General features: G+C 50.3%; 17 protein-coding genes and 1 riboswitch. Of the genes, 13 read left to right on the forward strand and 4 right to left on the reverse strand.

What is annotated here, in order from left to right:
- Positions 1-335: 335 nt before the first annotated feature.
- The gene (locus O9139_RS29195; protein WP_270885257.1) at positions 336-1,670 is read right to left on the reverse strand and encodes a 5'-deoxyadenosine deaminase; all 1,335 of its coding nucleotides are present in this window, start codon (positions 1,668-1,670) and stop codon (positions 336-338) included.
- A gap of 78 nt (positions 1,671-1,748) precedes the next feature.
- A riboswitch (purine riboswitch) is annotated at positions 1,749-1,848 on the reverse strand.
- A 487-nt stretch (positions 1,849-2,335) separates the two neighbouring features.
- On the opposite strand from O9139_RS29195, the gene O9139_RS29200 reads away from it, so the two are divergent.
- Entirely contained in the window at positions 2,336-2,536 is a 201-nt protein-coding gene (locus O9139_RS29200; RefSeq protein WP_054817005.1) for a cold-shock protein, read from the forward strand.
- 55 nt (positions 2,537-2,591) lie between these two features.
- On the opposite strand, the gene O9139_RS29205 is transcribed toward O9139_RS29200, so the two are convergent.
- Positions 2,592-3,020 carry a MarR family winged helix-turn-helix transcriptional regulator gene (locus O9139_RS29205; protein ID WP_270885258.1) on the reverse strand — a complete coding sequence of 143 codons (429 nt, stop codon included), beginning with the start codon at positions 3,018-3,020 and terminating at the stop codon, positions 2,592-2,594.
- Positions 3,021-3,401: 381 nt separating this feature from the next.
- Between O9139_RS29205 and O9139_RS29210 the strand changes: the two genes are divergently transcribed.
- The 7 genes from O9139_RS29210 to O9139_RS29240 all read left to right on the forward strand — a co-directional run bounded on the left by O9139_RS29210 (position 3,402) and on the right by O9139_RS29240 (position 13,911).
- Positions 3,402-4,061, forward strand: a complete 660-nt coding sequence (locus O9139_RS29210) for an HlyD family secretion protein (RefSeq protein WP_270885259.1) — start codon at positions 3,402-3,404, stop codon at positions 4,059-4,061.
- Positions 4,062-4,080: 19 nt separating this feature from the next.
- Positions 4,081-5,400 (forward strand): efflux RND transporter periplasmic adaptor subunit, encoded by a 1,320-nt coding sequence (locus tag O9139_RS29215; RefSeq protein ID WP_270885260.1) that lies wholly within the window; start codon positions 4,081-4,083, stop codon positions 5,398-5,400.
- 11 nt (positions 5,401-5,411) lie between these two features.
- A complete protein-coding gene (locus O9139_RS29220; RefSeq protein ID WP_270885261.1) occupies positions 5,412-6,995 on the forward strand; it encodes a DHA2 family efflux MFS transporter permease subunit in 1,584 nt (527 codons plus the stop codon).
- 20 nt (positions 6,996-7,015) lie between these two features.
- Entirely contained in the window at positions 7,016-9,337 is a 2,322-nt protein-coding gene (locus tag O9139_RS29225) for an S-layer homology domain-containing protein (RefSeq protein WP_270885262.1), read from the forward strand.
- 161 nt (positions 9,338-9,498) lie between these two features.
- Positions 9,499-10,086, forward strand: a complete 588-nt coding sequence (locus O9139_RS29230; protein ID WP_270885263.1) for a DUF2238 domain-containing protein — start codon at positions 9,499-9,501, stop codon at positions 10,084-10,086.
- A gap of 79 nt (positions 10,087-10,165) precedes the next feature.
- The gene (locus tag O9139_RS29235) at positions 10,166-11,581 is read left to right on the forward strand and encodes a M23 family metallopeptidase (RefSeq protein WP_270885264.1); all 1,416 of its coding nucleotides are present in this window, start codon (positions 10,166-10,168) and stop codon (positions 11,579-11,581) included.
- Between the two features lie 2 nt (positions 11,582-11,583).
- Positions 11,584-13,911, forward strand: coding sequence for an ATP-dependent DNA helicase (locus O9139_RS29240; RefSeq protein WP_270885265.1), 2,328 nt, complete (start codon positions 11,584-11,586; stop codon positions 13,909-13,911).
- A gap of 56 nt (positions 13,912-13,967) precedes the next feature.
- On the opposite strand, the gene O9139_RS29245 is transcribed toward O9139_RS29240, so the two are convergent.
- Positions 13,968-15,131 carry an iron-containing alcohol dehydrogenase gene (locus O9139_RS29245; protein ID WP_270885266.1) on the reverse strand — a complete coding sequence of 388 codons (1,164 nt, stop codon included), beginning with the start codon at positions 15,129-15,131 and terminating at the stop codon, positions 13,968-13,970.
- A gap of 185 nt (positions 15,132-15,316) precedes the next feature.
- Between O9139_RS29245 and O9139_RS29250 the strand changes: the two genes are divergently transcribed.
- Complete coding sequence (locus O9139_RS29250; protein ID WP_270885267.1) at positions 15,317-15,712, forward strand: VOC family protein; 396 nt, start codon at positions 15,317-15,319, stop codon at positions 15,710-15,712.
- A gap of 74 nt (positions 15,713-15,786) precedes the next feature.
- On the opposite strand, the gene O9139_RS29255 is transcribed toward O9139_RS29250, so the two are convergent.
- Positions 15,787-17,487: a hypothetical protein gene (locus O9139_RS29255; protein ID WP_270885268.1), complete on the reverse strand. Its 1,701-nt coding sequence runs from the start codon at positions 17,485-17,487 to the stop codon at positions 15,787-15,789.
- A 252-nt stretch (positions 17,488-17,739) separates the two neighbouring features.
- On the opposite strand from O9139_RS29255, the gene O9139_RS29260 reads away from it, so the two are divergent.
- From O9139_RS29260 to O9139_RS29275, 4 genes are all read left to right on the forward strand, one after another.
- Positions 17,740-18,270 carry a GbsR/MarR family transcriptional regulator gene (locus O9139_RS29260; RefSeq protein ID WP_270885269.1) on the forward strand — a complete coding sequence of 177 codons (531 nt, stop codon included), beginning with the start codon at positions 17,740-17,742 and terminating at the stop codon, positions 18,268-18,270.
- A 346-nt stretch (positions 18,271-18,616) separates the two neighbouring features.
- Positions 18,617-20,443 carry an ABC transporter ATP-binding protein gene (locus O9139_RS29265; protein ID WP_270885270.1) on the forward strand — a complete coding sequence of 609 codons (1,827 nt, stop codon included), beginning with the start codon at positions 18,617-18,619 and terminating at the stop codon, positions 20,441-20,443.
- A 173-nt stretch (positions 20,444-20,616) separates the two neighbouring features.
- Positions 20,617-21,828 (forward strand): ATP-binding protein, encoded by a 1,212-nt coding sequence (locus tag O9139_RS29270; protein ID WP_270885375.1) that lies wholly within the window; start codon positions 20,617-20,619, stop codon positions 21,826-21,828.
- Positions 21,829-21,850: 22 nt separating this feature from the next.
- A complete protein-coding gene (locus O9139_RS29275; RefSeq protein WP_270885271.1) occupies positions 21,851-22,825 on the forward strand; it encodes a Gfo/Idh/MocA family protein in 975 nt (324 codons plus the stop codon).
- Positions 22,826-22,888 lie beyond the last annotated feature (63 nt).

Here is a 22,888-nt window from a genome sequence, read left to right on the forward strand (position 1 = left end):
TGCGTAGACTTAACTCACTCTTTTGGTGCTCGCGATGAGCTCCGGTAGCACTCGCGTGTCCCGGCTGGGCGTGACGCTGATACAACCAGCCGCTGCTGCATAAGCCAGCGGTTACGCATCTCTAAGCGCCGTATTAGGCCAGCTAAGGGCGACTCCACCTGCAGCCCATACCAACTGGCATGCCTGTGTTTGCTGCCGCTCAGCCACGATCCAGAGCCTGTGTATCCTCCGCCGCCCTCAATAGCTGTGTTTTCTTGGACTACAGCCCCAGCGCTGCGCGTAAAGCGGCAAAAAAGCTTAGTCCCCATATCGCCATGGAGGACTAAGCTTTTATTTCAACGCAAGTTTGCGCGTTTTAACAGCCGCTGGATGGAGCGGTTCGCTTCCGGCAGCACAATATCTTTATCGACCGTGCGCATAATCCGGTTCTCCATCACAATTTTCCCGTTGATAATTGTGGTTTCGACGTCCGCCCGCGTCGCGGAGTAGACGATACGTGAAATCGGATCAACATCGAAAGACGGGTAGACGTGGAAGTTGTTCAGATCGAGGATGGCCAGGTCGGCTTTTTTGCCGACTTCCAGACTGCCGATCTCTTTCTCCATGCCCACGGCTTTGGCGCCGCCGATTGTCGCCATGCGGAACACCGTTCCCGCGTCCATGGCTGTTGGGCCATGAACGGGCTTTTGCATCAGCGCAGCCAAACGCATCTCATTGAACATATCGAGATTGTTGTTGCACGGCGCACCGTCTGCGCCCAAGCTAACCGAGATGTCCATCTTGATCATCTCCGGCGTCTCGGCAATGCCCGATGCCAGCTTCATATTGGAGCCCGGGCAATGGCTCACGTGGACGCCGCGGTCGTGGATGATGCGCTTCTCCTCCTCATCCAGCCAGATGCAATGCGCGAGAATGAGGCGATCATTCGCAAGGCCGAGATGGTCGAGGTAAACAATGTTGCGCATGCCTGTTTCCGCTTGTACGATCTCAATTTCCCCGCGGTTCTCGGAAGCGTGCGTATGCACCTTCACATTGTACGTTGCCGACAGGGCTTGAACTTCGCGCAGCAGCTCCTCGGTACAAGAGACGACAAAGCGTGGAGAGAACGCATACTGAATGCGGCCGCCATCATGCCCGTTCCATTTCTCCAGCAAATCGACGCTCATCTGCAGCGACTCCGACGTTTTTTCTTGCAGTTCAAAAGGGACCTCATTCCCTTTATCCATCATCACCTTGCCGGATAAGGCGCGAATGCCGCTTTCCGCGATCGCCTGGAAGGCGAAGTCCGTATGATGCACCGTCTCCATATCGACAATCGTCGTCGTTCCGCTTTGAATCAATTCGCCGATGCCGAGCATGGCTGAATAGTAGATGGACTCTTCGTCATGCGAAGCCTCCAGCGGCCAGATCCGTGTTCTCAGCCAGTCCATCAGCTCTAGATCGTCACCTTTTCCGCGGAACAAGGTCTGACACAAATGAATGTGGGTTTGGACGAAGCCCGGGATGATCGTCCGGTTGCGGGCATCAATCACTTTATCCACTTGTGGGGGATTCAAATCGGGGCCAATCGCGGCAATCCGGTCGTTTTCAATGTAAATGTCACCCGTGAGGATATCACCGTTTCCGTTCATCGTGATGATTTCAGCATGTCGGATCAACAAGTTCGCCATCGCGTGAAACCTCCTTTACTTCTTCCTTATTTGGTATATGGTTCTCCAGGCATAAAAAAACTAGCTATAAAAAATATGCCTGAAATGCACATTTTTCGTAGCTAGAAATTTACGGTTTCTAAGTAGAGACCCTTAATCCGATCATTAAGGTTATACGAAAAGGGGTATTCAATTCATCCATAGCGTAAACGGAAACTATGCGATTGTCAATTGAGTGGAAGTGATTTTTGTTGTATAACTTTGGAAAATTGTGCACGGCGCTGGACTAGTTTCTGACTGGCCGGCAAGACGCGATATGCGGCTTCCAGGCGCAGCTGGAAGTGCTGCTTCAAGCGTCCATGCAAGCAGCATTTGCCGTACTCGACGGGGCTGGCCATTTACTGCCAATGGAGAAGCTGCAGGCGTTTCAGATATTTGTAGCAGATTGGATGGAACGGTAAAAAAGGGTGCATTCCGTATTTTTTTAAAAAAACCTAATTTTCCCTAAGGGATTAGTTTGCGTTTTCAAAACCGATATGTTAAGATCAAATCAATCGACAAAGTACCTGAATTCACATATTGTACAGGGTTAACATTTGTGTGATGGAACCTTGTGCAATGTGTGAATTTTTTTTCTTTCCAAAGAAATAAATCAACATGTTAATAATTATTTGGAGGTATTTTCCATGCAAACAGGTACAGTTAAATGGTTTAACGCAGAAAAAGGTTTCGGTTTCATCGAAGTTGAAGGCGGTAACGATGTATTCGTACACTTCAGCGCAATCCAAGGCGACGGCTTCAAAACTTTGGACGAAGGCCAACGCGTTGAGTTCAACGTTGTTCAAGGCAACCGCGGACCACAAGCTGAGAACGTTGTAAAACTGTAATTAGCTTAAGAAAAGGCTATCTCGTAGGTCATCCGACCTTTTGAGATAGCCTTTTTTATTTCTCGCATAGCGACTCATTAAATTTATTCAAAAGCCTGCTGAAGTTCGCACAATCCTCGTCAGACCACTCCTGTAGCAGTTCTTTCAGCATGTTAGAACGCGCTTGTTTGAACTCGAGTAACTCGGCCATTCCAAAATCAGTGAGTTTGAAAGAGTAGGCTCTGCCGTCCTGCGGGTCTGGCACCTTAAATACATAGCCCTTCTGCTCCAAAGCTCCGGCCTGGCGGCTGACGGTAGAAATATCCAGTTGCAGGGTTTCCGCTAAAGCTTTGACGCCGACGGAGCCCTGATCACGAATATGATGCAGTAACAAATAGGCGGATCTCTCGATATTGCCTATTTTTTTATGTGAAGAAACCGACATGATGCGGCGGATGAGTATGGCCAATTCTAACTGAATGCTTTCAAAAGCCTGTTGATCCATATTTGATCACCTCTCTCGCTATAAATGTTAACATAATGCAGGTAGATTTTAAATCAGATTCCTGCAAATAAAATGGCATGGGAAAAGTCATTGACATGATCTCAATTAGTTGTATAATACAATATTATACTTTCATATTACAACTACTTTGGGAGGACAGAGAAAATAAGCATAGTTCTTTAACAAGAAACCCTCGTTACGAATTGCCCGCCTGAGTGCTGTGTCGTACATGTACGATGAATGCTGACGAAATCCGTTTCAGTATGAACTCAAGCGAAGGGTAATTTTATTTGCGTTGTAGCTGAAGTCACAAGGTCCTTGTCCTAGGTTTCAAGATTTTAAGGTTTACAGATCACTAGAAAAGAAGGTAGAGGAGAAGTTATGAAACGTAAAGTCATGCTGTATGTCATTTTGTTTGCGCTAGTCGTCGTTGGCGGCGGAATTGGCGGCTATTTTTGGTACGAAGGCCAAAACTACATCTCCACAGACGATGCTAGACTAGCAGGCGATATTTATAAGGTTATGCCGCGCATCACAGGTAAAGTTACCTCACTGGATGTGAATGAAGGCGATCACGTTCTTGCTGATCAGATAATCGGTCAACAAGATACCAATAACTTAGCGACGAGCAACCTGGATCAGGCTGCGCTCCGTTCCCCGATTGATGGCACGGTGATCAAAACCATGGTGAGAGCTGGGGAAGTTTCTTCGCCAGGCCAGACGGTAGCTATGGTCGTTGATACGCACAAATTGTATGTATCGGCCAATATTGAGGAGACCGAAATCAACCGGATCCAGCCTGGACAGAAGGTTGAATTCACCTTGGATGGATTTGCAGGCAAGACATTTACAGGCAAAGTGAAAGAAATCAGTAAAGCGACTGCATCGACGTTTTCTCTGCTGCCTTCAACGAACACAAGCGGTAACTTTACTAAAGTGACCCAACGGGTACCTATTAAGATTGCAATCGACGATAACCAGGGCGTGGAGTTGTCCCCGGGAATCAGTGCTGCCATTAAAGTTCATTTGAAGGACAAATAAAGAAAGAGGTTAGAACGCGATGAAAATGTTAAATAAATGGGCTGTTCCAACAGCTCTTATGCTTGCAGTTGTTATTATTGTGCCCGGTTGCGGCGGGAAAGTTACAGGGCAAACGAATGCCGCGGGAGCGGTAAGCGTGCAAACCATTAAGCTTGGGCAGCCGGTATCGGCTGGACTGAGCGGTAAAATCATTCCTGATCAAGACATAAAAGTTGTATCTAAAGTTTCGGGTAAAGTAGCGCAAATGAATGTGCAAGAAGGCAGCAAAGTGAAGAAAGGCGACGTGCTGGCGCAGATTGAGACTGGCGATTTCACCCAGCAAGTGAAACAAGCCGAGTCCGCGCTTCAAGCTTCGCAAGCGAAGCTGGTAGATACGCAGCAAGGCGCCCGCAAGCAAGAGATCGACGGGTTGCAAAGCGCAGTATCCGCGGCGCAAGGTGCGTATCAACAAGCAACAGCAACGGTAGATCAAGCGAAGGCCGCTTTCGATCTAGCCACAAGCACATATAACCGTCTGCGTAACGCCTATGACAGCAATTCCGGCGTAACGCAAGAGGATTTGGATAAAGGCACACTGGATTATGAAAAGGCCAAAGCAGCCTATGAGCAGGCACAAGGCGCGCAAAAAGCGGCCGAAGCTCAACTGCAAGGCGCAAACTCTAAGCTGCAGCTGGCTAAAATCGGCGCAACCGATAACACGCTCAAAGCGCTGCAAGCAGATGTTGATCGTCTGCAGGCGGGCTTGGATCTGGCCAATAGCAATTTAAGCAATGCGACGATTACCGCTCCAATCGACGGTGTTATTGCGAAGAAGAGCATTTCTGAAGGCGAATTGGCGCAACCAGGTGTTCAGCTGCTTTCGCTAGTGAACATGGATCAAGTTCAAGTTGAGCTTAGCGTAGAGGACAGCCAAATCTCGCAGGTGAAGGTTGGAACTCCGGTTAACGTCACTGTTCAAAACTTGCCGGGCCAAACGTTCAAAGGCGAAATTGCCTTCGTCAGCCCTGTTTCGAATACGAACAGCAACACCTTCCCTGTCAAAGTTAAAGTGGATAACAAAGACGGACAGTTGTTCGCGGGTATGGTAGCGGAAGTGAAGCTGAACGCCTCACAGGAGAATCGCCTCGAAGTTCCGAAGAGCGCGATTATCAAGAAGGATCAGAAGGAATATGTCTACGTGGACGATAACAACACAGCTCATCTCGTTGAAGTCCAAACAGAAGAGAAGAACCAGGATTGGGTTTATGTAAAAGCGAATGACAAAATCAAGGCAAGTCAACAAATTATCGTGAATCCATCGGATAAGCTTGCAGAAGGCACCACGGTAAAAGCCGAATAGGAGGCGCAGCCATGGCCGAAACATCGGCAGTACAACAACAATCAGAAGGCAACGGGAAGATGTGGCTATCGCTGATCGCCATCGTCATGGGAACGTTTGTGGCGGTGTTGAACAGCAGCTTGATGAACGTTGCCATGAATAAATTCGTAGCGGTATTCGGTTCAGATATCAATACCATGCAATGGGTTATTACGGGATATACGCTGGCATCGGCTATGGTCATTCCGATGACGGGCTATCTCGGTTCGCGGTTCGGCAGCAAGAACATCATGCTATTCTCTGTAGCAGGGTTTACCGTGTTCTCGGTCGTCTGCGGACTGGCTTGGAGCGCTAGCACGATGATTTTGTTTCGAATTTTGCAAGGCTTCGTCGGGGGCTTCATTATGCCGATCGGGATGTCGATAATATATTCGACGTTCCCGCGGGAGAAGATCGGTACAGCGATTGGACTGTGGGGCGTCGCCGCGATGTGTGCCCCTGCATTGGGACCGACATTTGGCGGTTATTTGATCCAAAATTACAGCTGGCGGTTGCTTTTCTTCATCAACGTGCCGATTGGGATTCTGGCGGTTGTTTTAGGTAAGGTTTTGTTGAAAGATACGCCTGGGAAAAAAGGATTGAAGTTCGATACGCCCGGAGCGATACTTTCCATGGTCTTCTTCGGCAGCTTGCTGCTTGCGTTAAGTAAAGGACAGTCGGAAGGCTGGGGCTCCTTATTTATCGTCTCCCTGTTGTATACGGCGTTCTTCAGTTTGCTGCTGCTCATCTGGGTAGAGCTGGGAACGAAACAGCCCGTGCTGGATTTGAAACTGTTTACCAACTATAAGTTCACAGTCAGTGTCATCGCGGGTTCGCTGGTAATGATGGGGATGATGGGCGGTACGTTCCTGACCCCGTTATATTTGCAAAATATTCAAGGGCTCACGGCCATGCAGACCGGGCTGTTAATGATGCCACAATCCGTGGCGATGGCCGTCATGATGCCGATCAGCGGGAAGCTGGCGGATCGCTTCGGGATTGTGCCGCTTTGCTTTGTCGGGCTCTCGATTCTCGGCGTGACTACGCTGGAGCTGCATCACTTGACAACCGATACGCCAAATCATTGGCTCAATGCGCTGTTAACGGTCCGCGGTCTTGGTATCGGCTTATGTATGATGCCGCTCACTACGGCCGGCATGCAAGCTGTTGAACCGGCTAAGGTCGGCAACGCTTCGCCGCTTTCCAACGTATGCCGTCAAGTAGCCGGATCTCTGGGCATTGCTATTTTCACAGCGATTATGAGCAACCGTCAAGTCCTGCACTACCAGCATATTTCGGACAGCGTGCCGGTTGACTCGGTAACGGGCAACAGCGTCATCTCGATGCTATCCGGCGCTATTTACTCGTGGTCGATCGATATGAGCACATCCACCGGAACGGCAGCCACATATTTGGCTGGTTTTATGCAGAAAGAAGCGTTAGTCCGTTCGATCGCCGACACGTTCTTTGTTTCCGCAGTACCTGCTTTTATCTGCATTCCATTCGTCTTTTTATTCATTAAAAGAAAGAAAGCTCCGGTCGAAGTTAAGACAGACTCACCAGGGCACACCGGTTAAAATTGGAGAGGGGTAATAATATGAAAAAGAGTTTGTCCGTGATCATGAGTACAGCAATGGCTGTGACCATGTTTTCATCCGTGGCTTTAGGTGCTGCCGCACCGAAGTCTTCCGCTGATTTCAGCGATCTGAGCAGTTTGGATGCAGCCACAAAGGCTAAATTTGATGCGATGATTTCCGCGGGTATTTTTGACGGGGTGAGCGATGGTGTATTCGGCTTGAATGATAAAATGAACCGCGCTCAATTTGCCAAAGTGGCTGCGTTGATTTTCGGCTTGAAGGTGGATACATCTCTGCGTACATCCAGCTTTAGCGACGTGAGCGCTGCGGACCCGGCTAACGGTTACGCACTGCCTTATATCGAAGCCTTGAAGGCGGCGAATCTGACTGAAGGTTACGGAGAAGGTACGTACAATCCAGCCGGCGAAGTGACCAAAGAACAGCTTGCGGCATTCTTGCTTCGCGGCTTGAATAAAGATGCGCAAGCCAAAGCGACTGCAGGCCTGAACGATAGCTCCGTGTCCGACTGGGCGCAAGGCTATGCGGCTCTGGCTGTTCAATTGAACCTGCTTGGCAAGCAAGCGGATGGAACGTTCGGGGGCGTGGCTCCGGCAACACGCGATCTGCTGGTGACTTCCTCTTATGAAGCGAAGAAGCAGTATGTGCCAGGCAGCCATCCGGTGGTATCGGTGCTTCCTGCGGACGATATGAAGGCTTACGCAATCACAAGCGAAACGCAAGGACAGATCAAAGGGATTTTGCAGGAAAAAACGTTGGACGGCTGGAGAGTCGGCGCGGTCGTCAAGCTGACGAACGGAAGCGGCAATACGATCCGCGTTCCGGACTACGAGCTGCGTGTCAAAGCGGCCGACGGCAACGTTTATACTTTGCAGCCGAGCGCTAACAACGCCAAATCGATCCTGCCGCAAAGTGACGTAACGCTGAGCTACATGGCGGACGTGAATTTGAAATCGGATTTGAATCTGACAGACCTGCTATGGATCGATGTTGATACGAAGGTGTATCCGAAGAAAGAAACGCTTCTTGCTGACGCACCGATTCAATCGAACATCTGGCGCGGTAAAGATGCTGTCATTACGGACCCATCGCTGCTGGGCGATTGGGGAGCGGTATTCTCTGCCCCAGGCGTAACATCCGGGTTGAAGTATTCGGCGACAACGTTGTCCAAGCAATTTACAGGCCAATCGCCGACTTATATCGTTCAAGTTAAAGTCCAGAATACAGGAAGCTACGCGGAGACCGTTCCTGATTTCACATTGGGCGGTAAATCGGACGGACAGCTGTTCGTCGGTAAACGTGTGGAGCAGAATGCGGTCAGCTTGAACCCAGGCGAGCAAAAAGATATTCATTTTGCCGTTACGACTGATCCTGGAACAACGCTTAATGCGTTCTACGTGCTGTCCAACGAGAGCTTCTTGAAGCAAGGACAAACGACTCCAGTATCATTTAATACAGGCCGCATCGGATTCCGCCTTCCAGCTAATGGTGGAACGGGAGTGAATGCGGGCGCCTCGACAGGCAGCTACACATTCGGCACGCCAATGACATTTGACCAGTCGAGCAACTTTATCAACCCAAGTTTGGCTGTCTCCCTGGAAGAGCTGCATGTGACAGATAACGAAGAGACAGGCAACAAAGTTGGCCTAGCGAAATTCAAACTGTTCAACAATGGTGACAAACCGATTCCGGTTCCTGTGTTCTCCGCAGAGCTGGCTGGTAAAGACGGATATACGTATTCCGGTAACCGCCAAACCGTTAACGCGCAAGATATCGCTCCAGGAACGGGCATCGTCATTAGCTACGGATACACGCTGCCATCCTCGGATACAAGCAATCAGTACACGCTGAACGTGCAGGGCGTCCTGCAGGGACAGGGGCAAGAGGGGACTTATAAGTCTACCATTGCCAGCTATAATGTCAGTGTTCAAAGCAATGATACGGATCACAACAATATCGCACTTTATCCGTTTAACCTGAATATCAAGAGCTGGGTACTCTCGCAAATGTCCAATCAAGGTGCTACCGGGTTCTCCTACACGTACAAATTAAGTTTGGACATGGACATTACCCGCGATGAAGCCGTAGCGCTCGACAACAGTTTCTCCAAGCTGAAATTCGAGCTGATTGATGGAACAGGCAAATCGATCGGATCGTCCGCGTTCCCATTCACAGGCGCGAATCGCTTGATGAGCGGCTCGCAGAAGCTGACATTCAGCAACTTAACGGATGATCAGATCCGCAGCAATCTTTCACTGAAAGTTTATGAGACTGTCAGCACGCCAACTGGCGACGTAGACAGATTTATTACAGATCTTAAATAAGAATGGAACGCAGAAGGTGTCCCGATAGCCAAGAGATTGGCTAGGGGCACCTTTTTGCTATGTGTTAAGAAGACGGGGAAATCGGAATAATAAGGAGAACCTTAAGCTGAGTGAGGGATCTGACGATGGTACCGTTTAAACAAAATAAGTGGTTGCACGCAATGATGATTGCTTATGCGGTCTTTTGGATATGGGCGGCGATTAGCCCTACGAACCGAACGCAATGGTTTTTTGAGAACATGCTGGTCGTTGCCTTCCTGCTGGCGCTTGTATTTACGTACCGGAAATACCGTTTCACCAATACCTCCTATGCGTGCATGTTTATTTTTCTTTGTTTTCATACCTATGCAGCTCACTATACCTATGACCAAACACCTTTTGACCTATGGCTAAAAGCGGCCTATCACACGCGTCGAAGCTATTTTGACCGGGTGGTCCATTTTCTGTTCGGACTGTTGTGGACTTACCCCATTCGCGAGCTCCTGCTGCGCTTTACCACGCTTCGCAAATTTTGGACATACGTGATTCCGGTCGCCTTTAATTTTGCTTTCAGCGCGCTTTTTGAGATTATGGAGATGGCTGTAGCCATGGTCGGAGGGCAGCCGGGTCAAGATTATCTTGGTCTGCAAGGGGATATCTATGATACGCAAAAAGATATGGGCCTCGGGCTTGCAGGTGCGATGGTCGCTGCTGCGATTCTCGCCGATGTGATTCGAGCTAGGGCACGGCAGGCATCACAAAGAAAATGAAAGGACAAGCAGGCGGCTTCCCTGTGATATGATAGAGATACAAGGATCCGGACCAAAGTCCTGAGGGGGAGTATCGTCGATGAAAACTCGTAAGACGCGCCGGGAGCGCCGCTTATCACCGTTGTTCTCCAAGAAATATTGGCTTGTTCTCACCAGTTTGTTCCTCGTCACCGCGGCGGTTGTTGTATGGATGGGCAAAGAGCGCCCGGCTTCAGCGCCAGCGTCGTTTCAGCAGAACGAGCAGCCCGCAGCTGCTGTCCAAGGCTTGCAGGAGGCCAAACCCCCTGCGCCCAGGCAAGCGCTTGAGTTCCATATGATCGACATGGAGCATGGATGGATTCAATATGCGGATCAGAAGGAAAAGACAGAGGACGGAGGCCAGCACTGGGAAGTGACGGATGCCGCTTATCCAAGCACGTTGATTGGGGATGCAACGACAACTGCCGGTTTCCTCGCTGCAGGCGAACAGCCGCTGCTGGTTCAAGTGTCATTTAACAGCAAATCTTATCTTGTTAAACAGTCCCAGTTTTTAACAAAACGAATAGGCTGGGTGCTCGTAGAAGGCGATGCGAATCTGAAAGTCCCCCTGTTGGTCACGCCCGATGGCGGACAAACATGGAGCGATCAACTTACCCCGGCAATTCAAACGGCGATGCAAGATGAAAAGGGCCGATTGCTGCAATGGAGCAAAGAATCGGCTTTATATACGACAGCGGCTGCCGCTAAGGCGGTTATGGACGCAGCATGGTCGCTGATCCCGAGTACATCAGCCCCTGGGGATGTGGTGCTCGTGCGGCATAATGAACCTGGCCAAGTCGAATGGTTGGGCAAGACGTATAAACTGCAGCCGTTCGGTGCGGGCTACTTTACCTATTTGCCGATTACGATGCAGGCCAAGCCCGGGAAATATACGATTGGGGATCAGACGCTAACCATTCAGGCCAAAAAGTTTGAGACGCAATACCTTCAAGTCACGGAGCAAATGGAAAGCATGAAACAGGATACAGCGCGAATTAATGCGGATCAGAAAAAAATCGATCTGGCGAGAAGTCATTCCGAGCCGGAGTTTCTTTTCAAAGAGGCGTTTGTCCAGCCGATTGAAGGCATTTTGACTACGCCATATGGCTACACCAGATATGTGAACGGAAAATACGACAGTTCGCACATGGCTGTCGATCTGGCTGCAAAAGAAGGTACGCCAATCAAAGCAACGAACGATGGAGTTGTCGCATTAGCCGAGCCTCTCTATTTGACTGGCAATTCCATTTATATCGATCACGGGATGGGACTTTTTTCGCAATATGCGCATTTGTCCAAATTGAATGTGAAAGCAGGTGACAGGGTCAAGAAGGGGGATAACATCGGCTTGGTAGGGACAACAGGCTTTTCGACTGGGCCGCATCTGCATTTTACATTTTGGGCGCATAATGTGCAGGTGAATCCGAACCTGTTTTTTAATACGACACCGTTTCACTGGTTAAAGGAGAAAGCTTGATAATGGATAACATTCATATTTCCGTGCGATCGCTTGTGGAGTATATCTATCGCAGCGGCAGTATCGAATCGGGCTTTCGGACGAGCGCGAGTTTGACGGAAGGGACTAAGGCGCATCAGAAGGTGCAGCAAACGTATAACGATCAGGATCAGCGTGAGGTTTATGTATCAGCGCAGGTTGAGCATCAAGGCCTCTTGTTTGTCATTGATGGCCGCTGCGACGGACTGCTTACTCTTGTCGAGGGACTGACGATCGATGAAATCAAATCGACTTCCTCCGACATTGCGCTGATCGAACGTGATTCTTATCCTGTCCATTGGGCGCAAGCGAGGTGCTACGCCTATATGATAGCCAAGGACCGCAATCTCGATAAGATGCGCATTCAGCTGACCTATATGCAGGTGGATACAGAGGAGACAAAGCGTTATGTCGAGGAGCTGTCATTCAGTGACTTGGAGCGTTTCGTCTATGAGGCGGTCGCCGGTTACTTCCCTTATGCGCAAGCTAGAAAGGAGCATGAAGAGCGCCGTAACCGAAGCATCCGAGAGCTGCCGTTTCCGTTTGCAGCGTATCGGCAAGGGCAGCGGAAGTTGGCAGGCGCGGTGTATAAAACGATTGAAGGCGGGCATAGCTTGTTTGCCAAAGCGCCTACAGGTATCGGAAAAACGATGTCGACGTTGTTTCCGTCTATTAAGGCCATCGGTGAAGGGCTCCTGCAGCGAATCTTTTATTTGACAGCCAAAACAATTACGAGAACAGCGGCGGAGGATGCGCTGGCGATTTTACAAGGCAACGGCCTTCATTTGCAAAGCGTAACGATTACAGCTAAGGATAAAGTTTGTTTTCAGGAGGAAGTCCGCTGCACCAAGGAGCACTGTGAATTTGCGGACGGCTATTACGACCGGATTAACGAAGCGGTGCTTGATCTCCTGCGCAGCGAAACAGCCATGACTCGTACGGTGATCGAATCGTATGCGCAGAAGCATCGCGTCTGTCCGTTTGAATTTTCACTGGACGTTGCTTATGCGGCGGACGCGGTGATTTGCGATTACAATTATATCTTTGATCCGCGCGTCAATTTGAAGCGGCTCTTCGAGGAGCAGAAGCGGCAGACTGTGCTGCTTGTGGATGAGGCGCACAATTTGGTTGACCGGGCGCGGGAGATGTATTCAGCTGCCCTGAATAAATCGGACTATCTCGCGCTGCAACGAGACTTCAAAGGGCTTCGGCCCGAGCTGCATGAGGCGGCCAAGGCGGTGAATCAGCACCTGCTGTCGGTGCGCAAGCAGATCGGCGAACAGGGGCTGCATATCGGCAATGAGCTGCCGGAGGAGCTGATTGCTCGCCTTGAGGTGTTCATTGCGCAGGCGGAGCGGGAGCTTGTTATGGCGCGGTCGGGGGAGGAGAGTCCGTCCGGCACCTTGCTGCTGGACGCCTACTTCGGCGCACAGCATGTGGTCCGCATCGCGAAGCTGTACGATGAGCGTTATGTCACCTTCACCGCCTGCGACAAAAGCGAAGTTACGGTGAAGCTGTTTTGTCTCGACCCTTCGCATTTGCTGCGGCAAATGGGGAAGGGGTACCGGTCACAGGTGTTCTTTTCAGCTACACTAACGCCATTATCTTACTTCATGGATATGTTAGGAGCGACGGAGGACGATTACTCCATTGCCGTACCTTCGCCGTTCTCGAGCGAGCAGTTGGAGGTGTTCGTCCAACCGATCTCCACTCGTTATCAGGATCGCGAGCGCAGCCGCATGCCGATTGCCAGGTCGCTACTTGAGTTGGTCTCAGGGCGGGAAACGGGCAATTACCTGGTGTTTTTTCCTTCTTACGCGTATATGAGTAGTGTGTATGAGGCTTTTACCGATTTGCTTTCAGAGAGTGGGGAGGGAGTGCGGAATATGCAGCTCCTTGTGCAGCAGGCGCAGATGACAGAAGAGGAGCGGGAGCGCTATCTGGATGCCTATCAGGCTAATCAGGGGCAAACGCTCATGGGATTCGCCGTGATGGGCGGCATTTTCTCGGAAGGCATCGACCTGGTCGGCGATCGTTTGACTGGCGTAGCGGTGATCGGCGTCGGCTTGCCGCAGCTGGGGCCGGAGCGTAACATCGTACGGACGTACATGGAGCGCGCGGGGAAGAACGGATACGATTACGCCTACGTGTTCCCCGGCATGAACAAGGTCCAGCAGGCCGGCGGCCGCTTGATCCGATCCGAAACGGATCGCGGCGTGCTGCTGCTAATCGATGACCGCTACCTGCAGCCGCAATATCAGCGTCTGCTCCCGGAGGAGTGGCGTCATTACAAGGTCATAACGCGGGGGTAGCTCGGGCGCTTCCAGACAAAAAAGGAGCGCAAACGCGCTCCTTTTAACCTTTAGAATTACAGAGACATGCGATAAATCTCCACAACATCTTGACGAGTCAGCTTTTTAAAGTTGCCGAAATCTCCGTAGATCATCGCTTTATCCGCCATTAGCTCAATCGTCGAATCGTCGATGTCATAATCCGCTAACCGGCTCGGCGCGCCAATCGAGTTGAAGAATTGACGCAGTGCTGCGATACCTTCTTCCGCCACTTGGCGATCAGTTTTACCGGTGGCGTCGATGTTGAATACCCGCTGGGCGAACTGTTTGTAGCGCGCTACATTGGCCTCCAGTGTATGCGTCATCCAGTTCGGGAACAGGATGGCTAATCCGCCGCCATGAGGGATGTCATGAACCGCGGACACGGCATGCTCCAGGTTATGGGTGGCCCAGTCGCCACGGATACCCATGCTCAGCACGCCGTTAAGCGCCATCGTCCCGCAGTAGAGAATCGTTCCGCGAGCATCGAGGTCCTGCAAATTGTTCACCAGACGAGGCGCTGTCTCGATTACGGTACGCAGGATTGTTTCACAGAAACCGTCCTGAACAGGCGTATTAGCGACATGGTGAAAATATTGCTCAAACACGTGGGACATAATGTCGACCATGCCATACACCGTATGGTTGGCTGGCAAAGATACGGTATGCGCAGGATCGAGGATGGAGAACTTCGGATAAGCATGAGGGCTGCCCCAGCCAAGCTTTTCTTTGGTCTCCCAGTTCGTGATAACCGAGCCCGAGTTCATCTCGGAGCCTGTTGCTGCGATGGTCAGCACCGTTCCCAGCGGCAGTGCGCCGGTGCCTACGGCTTTTCTGGTGACGATATCCCAGAAGTCACCGTCATACTTCGCTCCGACCGCAATAGCCTTAGCGCAGTCGATAACGCTGCCTCCGCCTACGGCAAGAATGAGGTCGATGTGCTCGCTGCGGCACAATTCAACGCCGCGGTGAACCGTTGTCAGCCGCGGATTCGGCTCAACGCCGCTCAGCTCAACGACACGAGCGTCAACCTGCTTGAGCAGCGTCAGCACGTTATCATACAGGCCGTTTTGCTTAATGCTGCCTCCACCGTAAACGAGCAGCACGTTCTTTCCGTATTGAGGCACTTCGGTTGTAAGCTTCTCCAGTTGACCGCTCCCGAAATAAAGCGTAGTCGGATTATAAAAAGCAAAATTGTTCATGGATATTCCCTCCTCATGTACTAGGTTCATTCGTTCGTCCACTTATTATTGTATCCCATAAAATGGTCAAAACAAAGTTTTCGCATAGCCTTTACAGGATCTTCACCACCGTGCTTTCAGTAAACAAAAGATGATATAGTATAACTGGTTGTTCGACTATATTCTTGTTGAGGAGGCTGCGGGGCATGGCCATTCTAACCCCTTATATTTACAGCAGCAACGCTCGTGAGCAGGCAGATTTTTATGCTGCAGCATTCAACGGTGAAATCGTAAGTCTGCGTACTTTTGCCGATATGCCGAATGCGGATGAATCGATGAAAGATCGGGTGATGCATCTAGAAATGCATGCACTCGGTTTGAAATTTTTTATGGCCGACGCGGGTACGGACACCATAGATCGAGGCTCAGGGATGGATCTTACCCTGGAATTCCCTACGGAGGACGAAGCGCGCCGTATCTTTGACGCACTTTCCGCCGGCGGCGATATCAAAATCCCGTTCCAACGTATGTTCTGGGGAACGATGTTCGGTCGCGTGGCTGATCGCTTCGGGGTCCGTTGGCAGATTACAACTGAAGCCTAAAGCATCTTACAAAAAAAGAGGCTGTCACCTCTAGTAGACTCCATCTACTATTGGGACAGCCCTTTTTTATATGTTTATTTGTTTGGTGTGTAGCCAGGTGTGTTGATAATGTCGACAAGCTTCGCAGATCCTTCAGCGTATGCTTTATCTGCATCTGCTTGCGTTGCGTGGTTCAAGGACACTTGGAAGTCCAGTTCTTGGCGGAGCACATTCAAAACTTTCTCTTTCAACTCACCGGAATCAAGCTTTGCAGCGGATTGCACAAGAGTTTTGCCTTGGCTTAGATCAGCGAGCACGTCTTTCTCATCTTTGCTGCCGAACACAGCTGTGTCATTGATGACGCGGCTAATGCGATTATTAATGATACTTTCCAGATCGACTGTTTGGGTAGTAGATGCTGGCGCGTATCCAGGTGTGTTGATAATATCTGTCAGCTTCGCAGCGCCATCGGCATAAGCCTTATCAGCCTCTTCTTGTGTTGCGCGGTTCAAGGATACTTGGAAGTCCAGTTCTTGTCGAAGCACGTTCAGGATTTTCTCTTTCAGCTCTCCGGAATCGAGTTTTGCAGCGGACTCCACGAGTGTTTTGCCTTCGCGCAGGTCGTTAACTACGTCTTTTTCTTCTTTCTTTCCGAAGACGGCTGTGTCATTGATGACGCGACCGATGCGGGATTGAACGATCTGCTGGAGATCAGCATGAGATACGGATTTGACTGCTGGCGAGTAGCCTGGCGTGTTCAGGATCACCGAGAGTTTGGCTGCACCATTTGCATACGCTTTGTTCGCATCTTCTTGTGTTGTCAGTCCCATAGCGACTTCGAAGTCGAGGTCTTGGCGTAGGACAGCCGACATTTTATCTTTCAGTTCTCCAGGGTCCAGGTTCGCTGCAATCGCGACAAGCGATTTACCTTGCTGCAAGCCATCCCATACGTCTTTCTCATCTTTTCTGGCAAAGAAAGCTGTGTCAATAACTACGTGGCTTAGGCGGTTGTCAACAATCTTGCCTAAATCAGCAGCAGCCAGCTTCACACTATCAGGGTTGTAACCAGGAGTGTTCATGAAGTCGGCAAGCTTGCTGGCGCCCAGCGTGTAATAGCGGTTCGCATCGGCTTGCGAAGCGCCGTTCATGTTTACTTCAAATTGTAGATCTTGTTTGAGCAGGTTCAATAAATCGTCCTTCAATTCACCTGGATCCAGCCTCGCAGCGGATTGCACAAGTGATTTACCTTGGCGCAGATCTTCCTTCACATCGTTTTGATCTTTTCTTGCATAGTTAGCCGTATCACGCACAATATTATCCAAACGACTCATGACGAGGTGCGCTAAGATCGCGTTGCTGTCAGCAGTTGGAAGCAAGTTGCCTTTTGCCGCCAATGCGGAGTTTAGTTGATCAGCAACAGCAGTTTCGCCTGCTTGAACCTCGTCAGAGGAGATCAAACCGTAGCTGAAGGCTTTATGTAAATCAAAAGTCAGAATCGGAGTCAAATCCGCGAGCATATCAGCACTGCTAATTCCTGTTGCTTCCGGCAGCGTTTGGCCAGTAGCCAGTGCATCCCGGATATCGTCTTCGTCTTGGCCCGTTGCTTGTGCAGCGTCTTTAGCTAAGATGGACAAATGGTAGTTAATGAGTTGGTTAGCAAAAGAATCAGCTTGCAAGGAAGCCGTGGCAGTTACAGCCTCATCAGCGAAAGCTTTGCCTGAAGTAAGGGCAGATCCAGTAAATAGCAGAGCGGCAGCGAGTGTGCCGGTAGTTAACAGTTTAAATGGTTTTTTCAAGAGGAACATCTCCTTAGGATATAAAAAGTTCAACTAAATTCATTGATTTAGTTGTTATCGTTAACAACGTTGTTAATGATAATAAATATAAAACCGTGCCCTATATTTGTCAACTGTATACTTCAAGGTTTACATTTTGTTCACAATATCGAAAAATGTCAGTAATGTGACATAATAAGTTGACTGATAATTTATTTTTCACTATGATAATCATTGTCACCAAATTATTTCACAGTGAAGGGAGAGTAAGGGATGGAACAGGATGATCTGACTTTCTCTGAGTGGAAGCAAAATATTAGTGATTTCTTGTCATTAAACTACGAAAAAAAGGGATATAGCCCACTGGTCGGCAAAATATTTGCACAACTTATGTTTGCTAGATGTCCCTTAAGCTTGCAAGACATTGTGGAGCAGTTAGGTGTGACAAAAGCTGCAGTCAGCATTCAAATACGGCACATGGAGCGATTAGGCATGTGCAAGAAGATGCCGTCTACCAGTGACCGCCGGGATTATTACTATATGTCCGAAAACTACAGTGTGAATCATTTCCGCCGAATCGTTCAAGATTTGGAAATGTTCCATTTATGGGCGGTAAAAACAGTCCAAGACATCTCCAAGATCGAAACTTGCAGTGAAGAGCAGGAACAATCACTGGAGTACTTCTCACAAAGGTTCTCGATGCTGGCCGCGATGTACGATATGCTGCATCCGATGATCAAGGACGTTGAGAAGAAGTGGGAGCAAGTGGTCAAAGAGAGTAAAAAGGCGAGAGATAAGGAATAATTCTAAAGCCAGTCGTAACCGGTTTCAAGGTTGCGGCAGGCTTTTTTTTATGGCGTCCCAGGCTAAGCAGGCAGCTTTAGGTCGCTGAAAGTCCGGTCGCGGGAGGTGCTCGCCACCGCTAGGTGCAATGAGCTGTATTGCGGTTAGGCCCATAAGAAGATGCCAAGCTTGCCGCACGCACTCCAGTTCGCTTTTTCCGCTTATATGGAATTTTCATCATAGCCTGTGACCCGATCGAGGGTCATTTTGTTTATATTCGGTTTAAAATTCCCGTGTATGATGCTGAAAGTAAGGTCATTCACAGCGAACGTACGACAAGTTCGCCTAGGTAAAGGAGAGAAATGAAATGGCTAGATCAAATACACCGCCAACAGCCAAGGAGGGCAAAACGAATTGGAAAGCATTCCTCCAGCTGCTGATGCAGGCAAATCCGCCTAAGCTCATCTTGGGCATAGCGCTTGGGTTAAGTGTCATATCCACACTGGTTAGTCTGGTGATCCCGTTGTTCACCAAAAACGCCGTCGACAGTTTCTCAGTCAGTTCGATAAGCTGGGCGCAAATCAGCGGCATGGCAATTGCCTTTTTCGGCATGGCAATCGGTTCGGGCGTGTCGATTTATTTGCTCAATTACGCCGGCCAGCGCGTCGTTGCGGGCATCCGCGACCGTTTGTGGAAGAAACTGCTCGTGCTGCCAGTGAGCTATTACGATAACAATGAGACCGGGGACACGATTTCCCGGATGACGAACGATACGGCGGTCATCAAAGGCTTGATTACCGAGCATATGTCCGGCTTCATCACAGGTATCATCTCCATAATCGGCTCCATCGTCGTGTTGCTGTATATGGACTGGAGAATGACGCTGATCATGTTCAGCGTATTCCCATTAGCTTTCCTGATCCTGTTCCCTCTCGGCAGACAGATGTTTCTCGTATCCAAAGGCCTGCAAACTGAAACTGCTGGTTTTACCGCGATACTCAATCGCGTGCTGTCGGAAATCCGTTTGGTGAAGGCCGCGAATGCGGAGCCGGGGGAATATGCAGAGGGCAGCAAAGGGATCGGCAAGTTATTCCAGTTTGGTTTAAAAGAAGGGCGTATTCAGGCCATGATGTCGCCGCTCGTCTCTTTTGTTATGCTGATGCTGTTCGTTGTGCTCTTCGGCTATGGCGGCATGCGCGTGTCATCGGGAGCCATTACGGCAGGCCAGTTAGTTGCTTTCATGCTTTATTTGTTCCAAATTGTCATGCCGATTACGCAAATTACACAGTTCTTCACGCAGATGCAAAAAGCGATGGGCGCCACCGACACGATTCTCAAAGTGTTGGATCATGTCGAAGAAAAGCCGCATGAGGGAGATTCAGTCAAAGACGCCTCCCAATCATTGCACTTGGAACAAGTCGCCTTCAGTTATAAAGAAGGCGAGCCTGTGCTCAAGAATGTCAGCTTCACGATGGAAGCCGGCAAAGTGACGGCCATTGTTGGCCCGAGCGGCAGCGGCAAGACGACGATGTTCTCGCTGCTGGAGCGGTTCTACACGCCGCAGAGCGGCTCGATTAAGCTTGGATCAGATTCGATAGAGAAGTTTTCACTTGTGTCCTGGCGCAGCCAAATCGGATATGTCTCTCAGGAAAGTCCGCTGATCGCCGGGACCATTCGTGACAACATCTGCTACGGCATGGAGCGCGAAGTGAGCTTGGAGGAACTGAAACAAGCGGCTCGAATGGCTTATGCCGACGCGTTTATTGAGGAGCTGCCGAATCAATATGAGACGGAAGTCGGCGAGCGGGGCATCAAGCTGTCCGGCGGGCAGCGGCAGCGGATTGCCATTGCGCGGGCACTGCTGCGCAATCCGAAGATTTTGATGCTCGATGAAGCGACATCAAGTCTCGACAGCAAGTCTGAAGTCGTGGTGCAGCAAGCGCTGCAAAATTTGATGCAAGGACGCACGACGCTTGTCATTGCACATCGATTATCGACGGTCGTAGATGCAGATCAGATCGTGTTTCTCGACAAAGGCAAAGTAACCGGAATGGGCACACACCAGGAGCTGCTGGCATCACATGAGATGTACCGCGAGTTTGCCGCTCAACAACTGCAGCTTCAGGATCAGCAGGCGGCAGCAGTCATTCCGCAGTTAGCAGAGATGGCTAAGCATGAGGAGCTGCGGGCGTAGAGTCATAAGGCGTAACGACAAGGTATTTCAACAAATCGGTTTTTCCCGGTTTGCTGAGATACCTTTTTTATATAGAGGAAGAAATAGGAAGGGTGTCGAATATATAAGGCTAACAAAAGTGCGGAGGTGGGCGTCTGGTTCTTAAGAACAATCGTTGGATTTGGCCGGTGAGCATGGGATTGTCCATCGTGCTGACTTTGCTGACCGGTATGTTCTGGCCGCAGCTGGGACCCTTACTTGCAATAAGCCTCACTCTGGCGGCTTGGCTGCTGACATGCGGGCTGCTGTGGGGGACATACCGGCAAGCGGCAGACGAAGACCACATGGATCAGCGCCTGCGTCGGCTGCTGTCCGAGGCTGTCGAATACGCGAAAGATTTGCAGACACTGCTCAACTTCCTGCCGATTTCGGTCATCTCCATTGATCGGGACGATCACATTATTCAGATCAATGACATGACCCTGACGTATTTTCCCCAGCTCAAGCGGGACGAGGTGTTGGGCCAGAAGTTAAAAGACATGACAGAACGCTTAGGCATGGACTACGAGCAGTTTACGATGACCAAAGCGATCCGAGGCGTTCGTACCATCGGTAGCATTTTTCAACAGGGGGACAAGTCGTTTCTCAGCTATGCGTATCCGTTGGAGAAGAACGGCGAAATCTTTGGAGCGATCGGTATTTTCCAAGAAATCACAGAGATGGAGCAGCTGAAGCACGAGCTCAGCCAAGTGGAGCGGCTTAGCCTTGTGGGGCAAATGGCGGCCAGCATCACCCATGAAATCCGTAATCCGATGGCTGTGATCCAAGGGTTCATTCAGTTGATCAAAGAGCGGACAGGACCTGAGCTGCAGCAGTATTTTAATCTGATTTTAGACGAGTTGAACCGGGCCAATGAAATTATCAGCGACTTTCTGTCACTGGCGCAGAACCGCAATGTCCCTATGGTAATCGGCGATTTGAACGCGATTGTGCAGTCGCTGCATCCCATTATGCAGGCTGATGCGAATATGCGCGGGGCGCAGGTGGAGTTGCTGCTGCAACCGGCGTTATCCCAGGTGCTGCTCAATGAGAAGGAGATGAAGCAGCTCATTTTGAACCTGGTTCGCAACGGTATGGAGGCGATGAATGGCAGCGGGATGATCCAGATCGAAACCAGGCAAGCAAGCGATCACGTGGAGCTCCACATCTCGGACAACGGATCTGGTATTTCGGAAGACAAGCTGGCGCGTATTTTTGAACCTTTTTATACGACAAAGGATAAGGGGACTGGTCTTGGATTACCCGTATGCCTAAGTATCGTTCAGAAGCATGGCGGTAGTATGGACGTCAAATCGGTTGAAGGTCACGGAACGAAATTCTCTATGGTATTGCCTGTTCATGCTTAACTACGAAGCGGAGGGAAAAACGATGACAGATACGATTCGATGGGGAATTATCGGCTGCGGCGATGTCACGGAGGTAAAAAGCGGGCCGGCGCTGCAAAAGGCGGAAGGCTCCGAGCTGGTTGCCGTTATGCGGCGAAACGGAGCGTTAGCCGAAGATTATGCGCGCAGGCACCAGGTGCCAAGGTGGTACGACCAGGCGGAAGCGTTGATTCATGATCCCGAAGTGAATGCCGTCTACGTAGCGACGCCGCCTGCGTTCCACCGGGAATATGCGTTGATGGCCGCTCGCGCCGGCAAAGCGGTCTATGTAGAGAAACCGATGGCGATGAACCATGACGAATGCCTGGAGATGATCGAAGCCTGCGAAGCGGCGCACGTGCCGCTGTATGTAGCTTATTATCGCAGGGGCTTGCCGCGGTTCAACCAAATTAAGCAGCTGCTGGACAGCGGCGCTATTGGTGACGTTCGCCTTGTTCAGACAACGCAGCTGCAGACGCTGCGCCCTGCGGACGGGCAAGCTGTGCCTTGGCGCCTGCAGCCGGAGTTGTCCGGCGGGGGGCTGTTTGTGGATCTGGCGAGCCATACGCTGGATATACTGGACTACTTACTGGGACCGCTTGGCCAGGTCAAAGGCTTCGCCGTGAATCAATCCCGCCAGTATCGGGTCGAGGATCTGGTGACGACGACTTATGCCTTTGAATCCGGCGTGATCGGGATGGGAGCATGGTGCTTTAACGCTTATAAGCGCCAAGACTTAAACGAAATTATCGGCAGCAAAGGAAAGCTCTCTTTCTCCACCTTCGGAGACGATCTGCGTATTGAACTTGCCGACGGCGGTGTTCAGCAGTTCACCGTTGCGAATCCCGCACACATCCAGCAGCCGCTGATTCAGCTGATGGTGAATGAGCTGAGGGGGGACGGAAAATGTCCAAGTACGGGGCGTACCGCGGCGCGAACAAGCCGGGTTATGGACGATTTAATCCGCGATTTTTATTAATATTCAGAAAACAATTGACGTATTTGTGACAGCCAATTAAACTATGGTTAATTCAATTTTACT

The sequence above is a fragment of the Paenibacillus aestuarii genome, from assembly GCF_027789125.1.
GTDB lineage: Bacteria > Bacillota > Bacilli > Paenibacillales > NBRC-103111 > Paenibacillus_E > Paenibacillus_E aestuarii.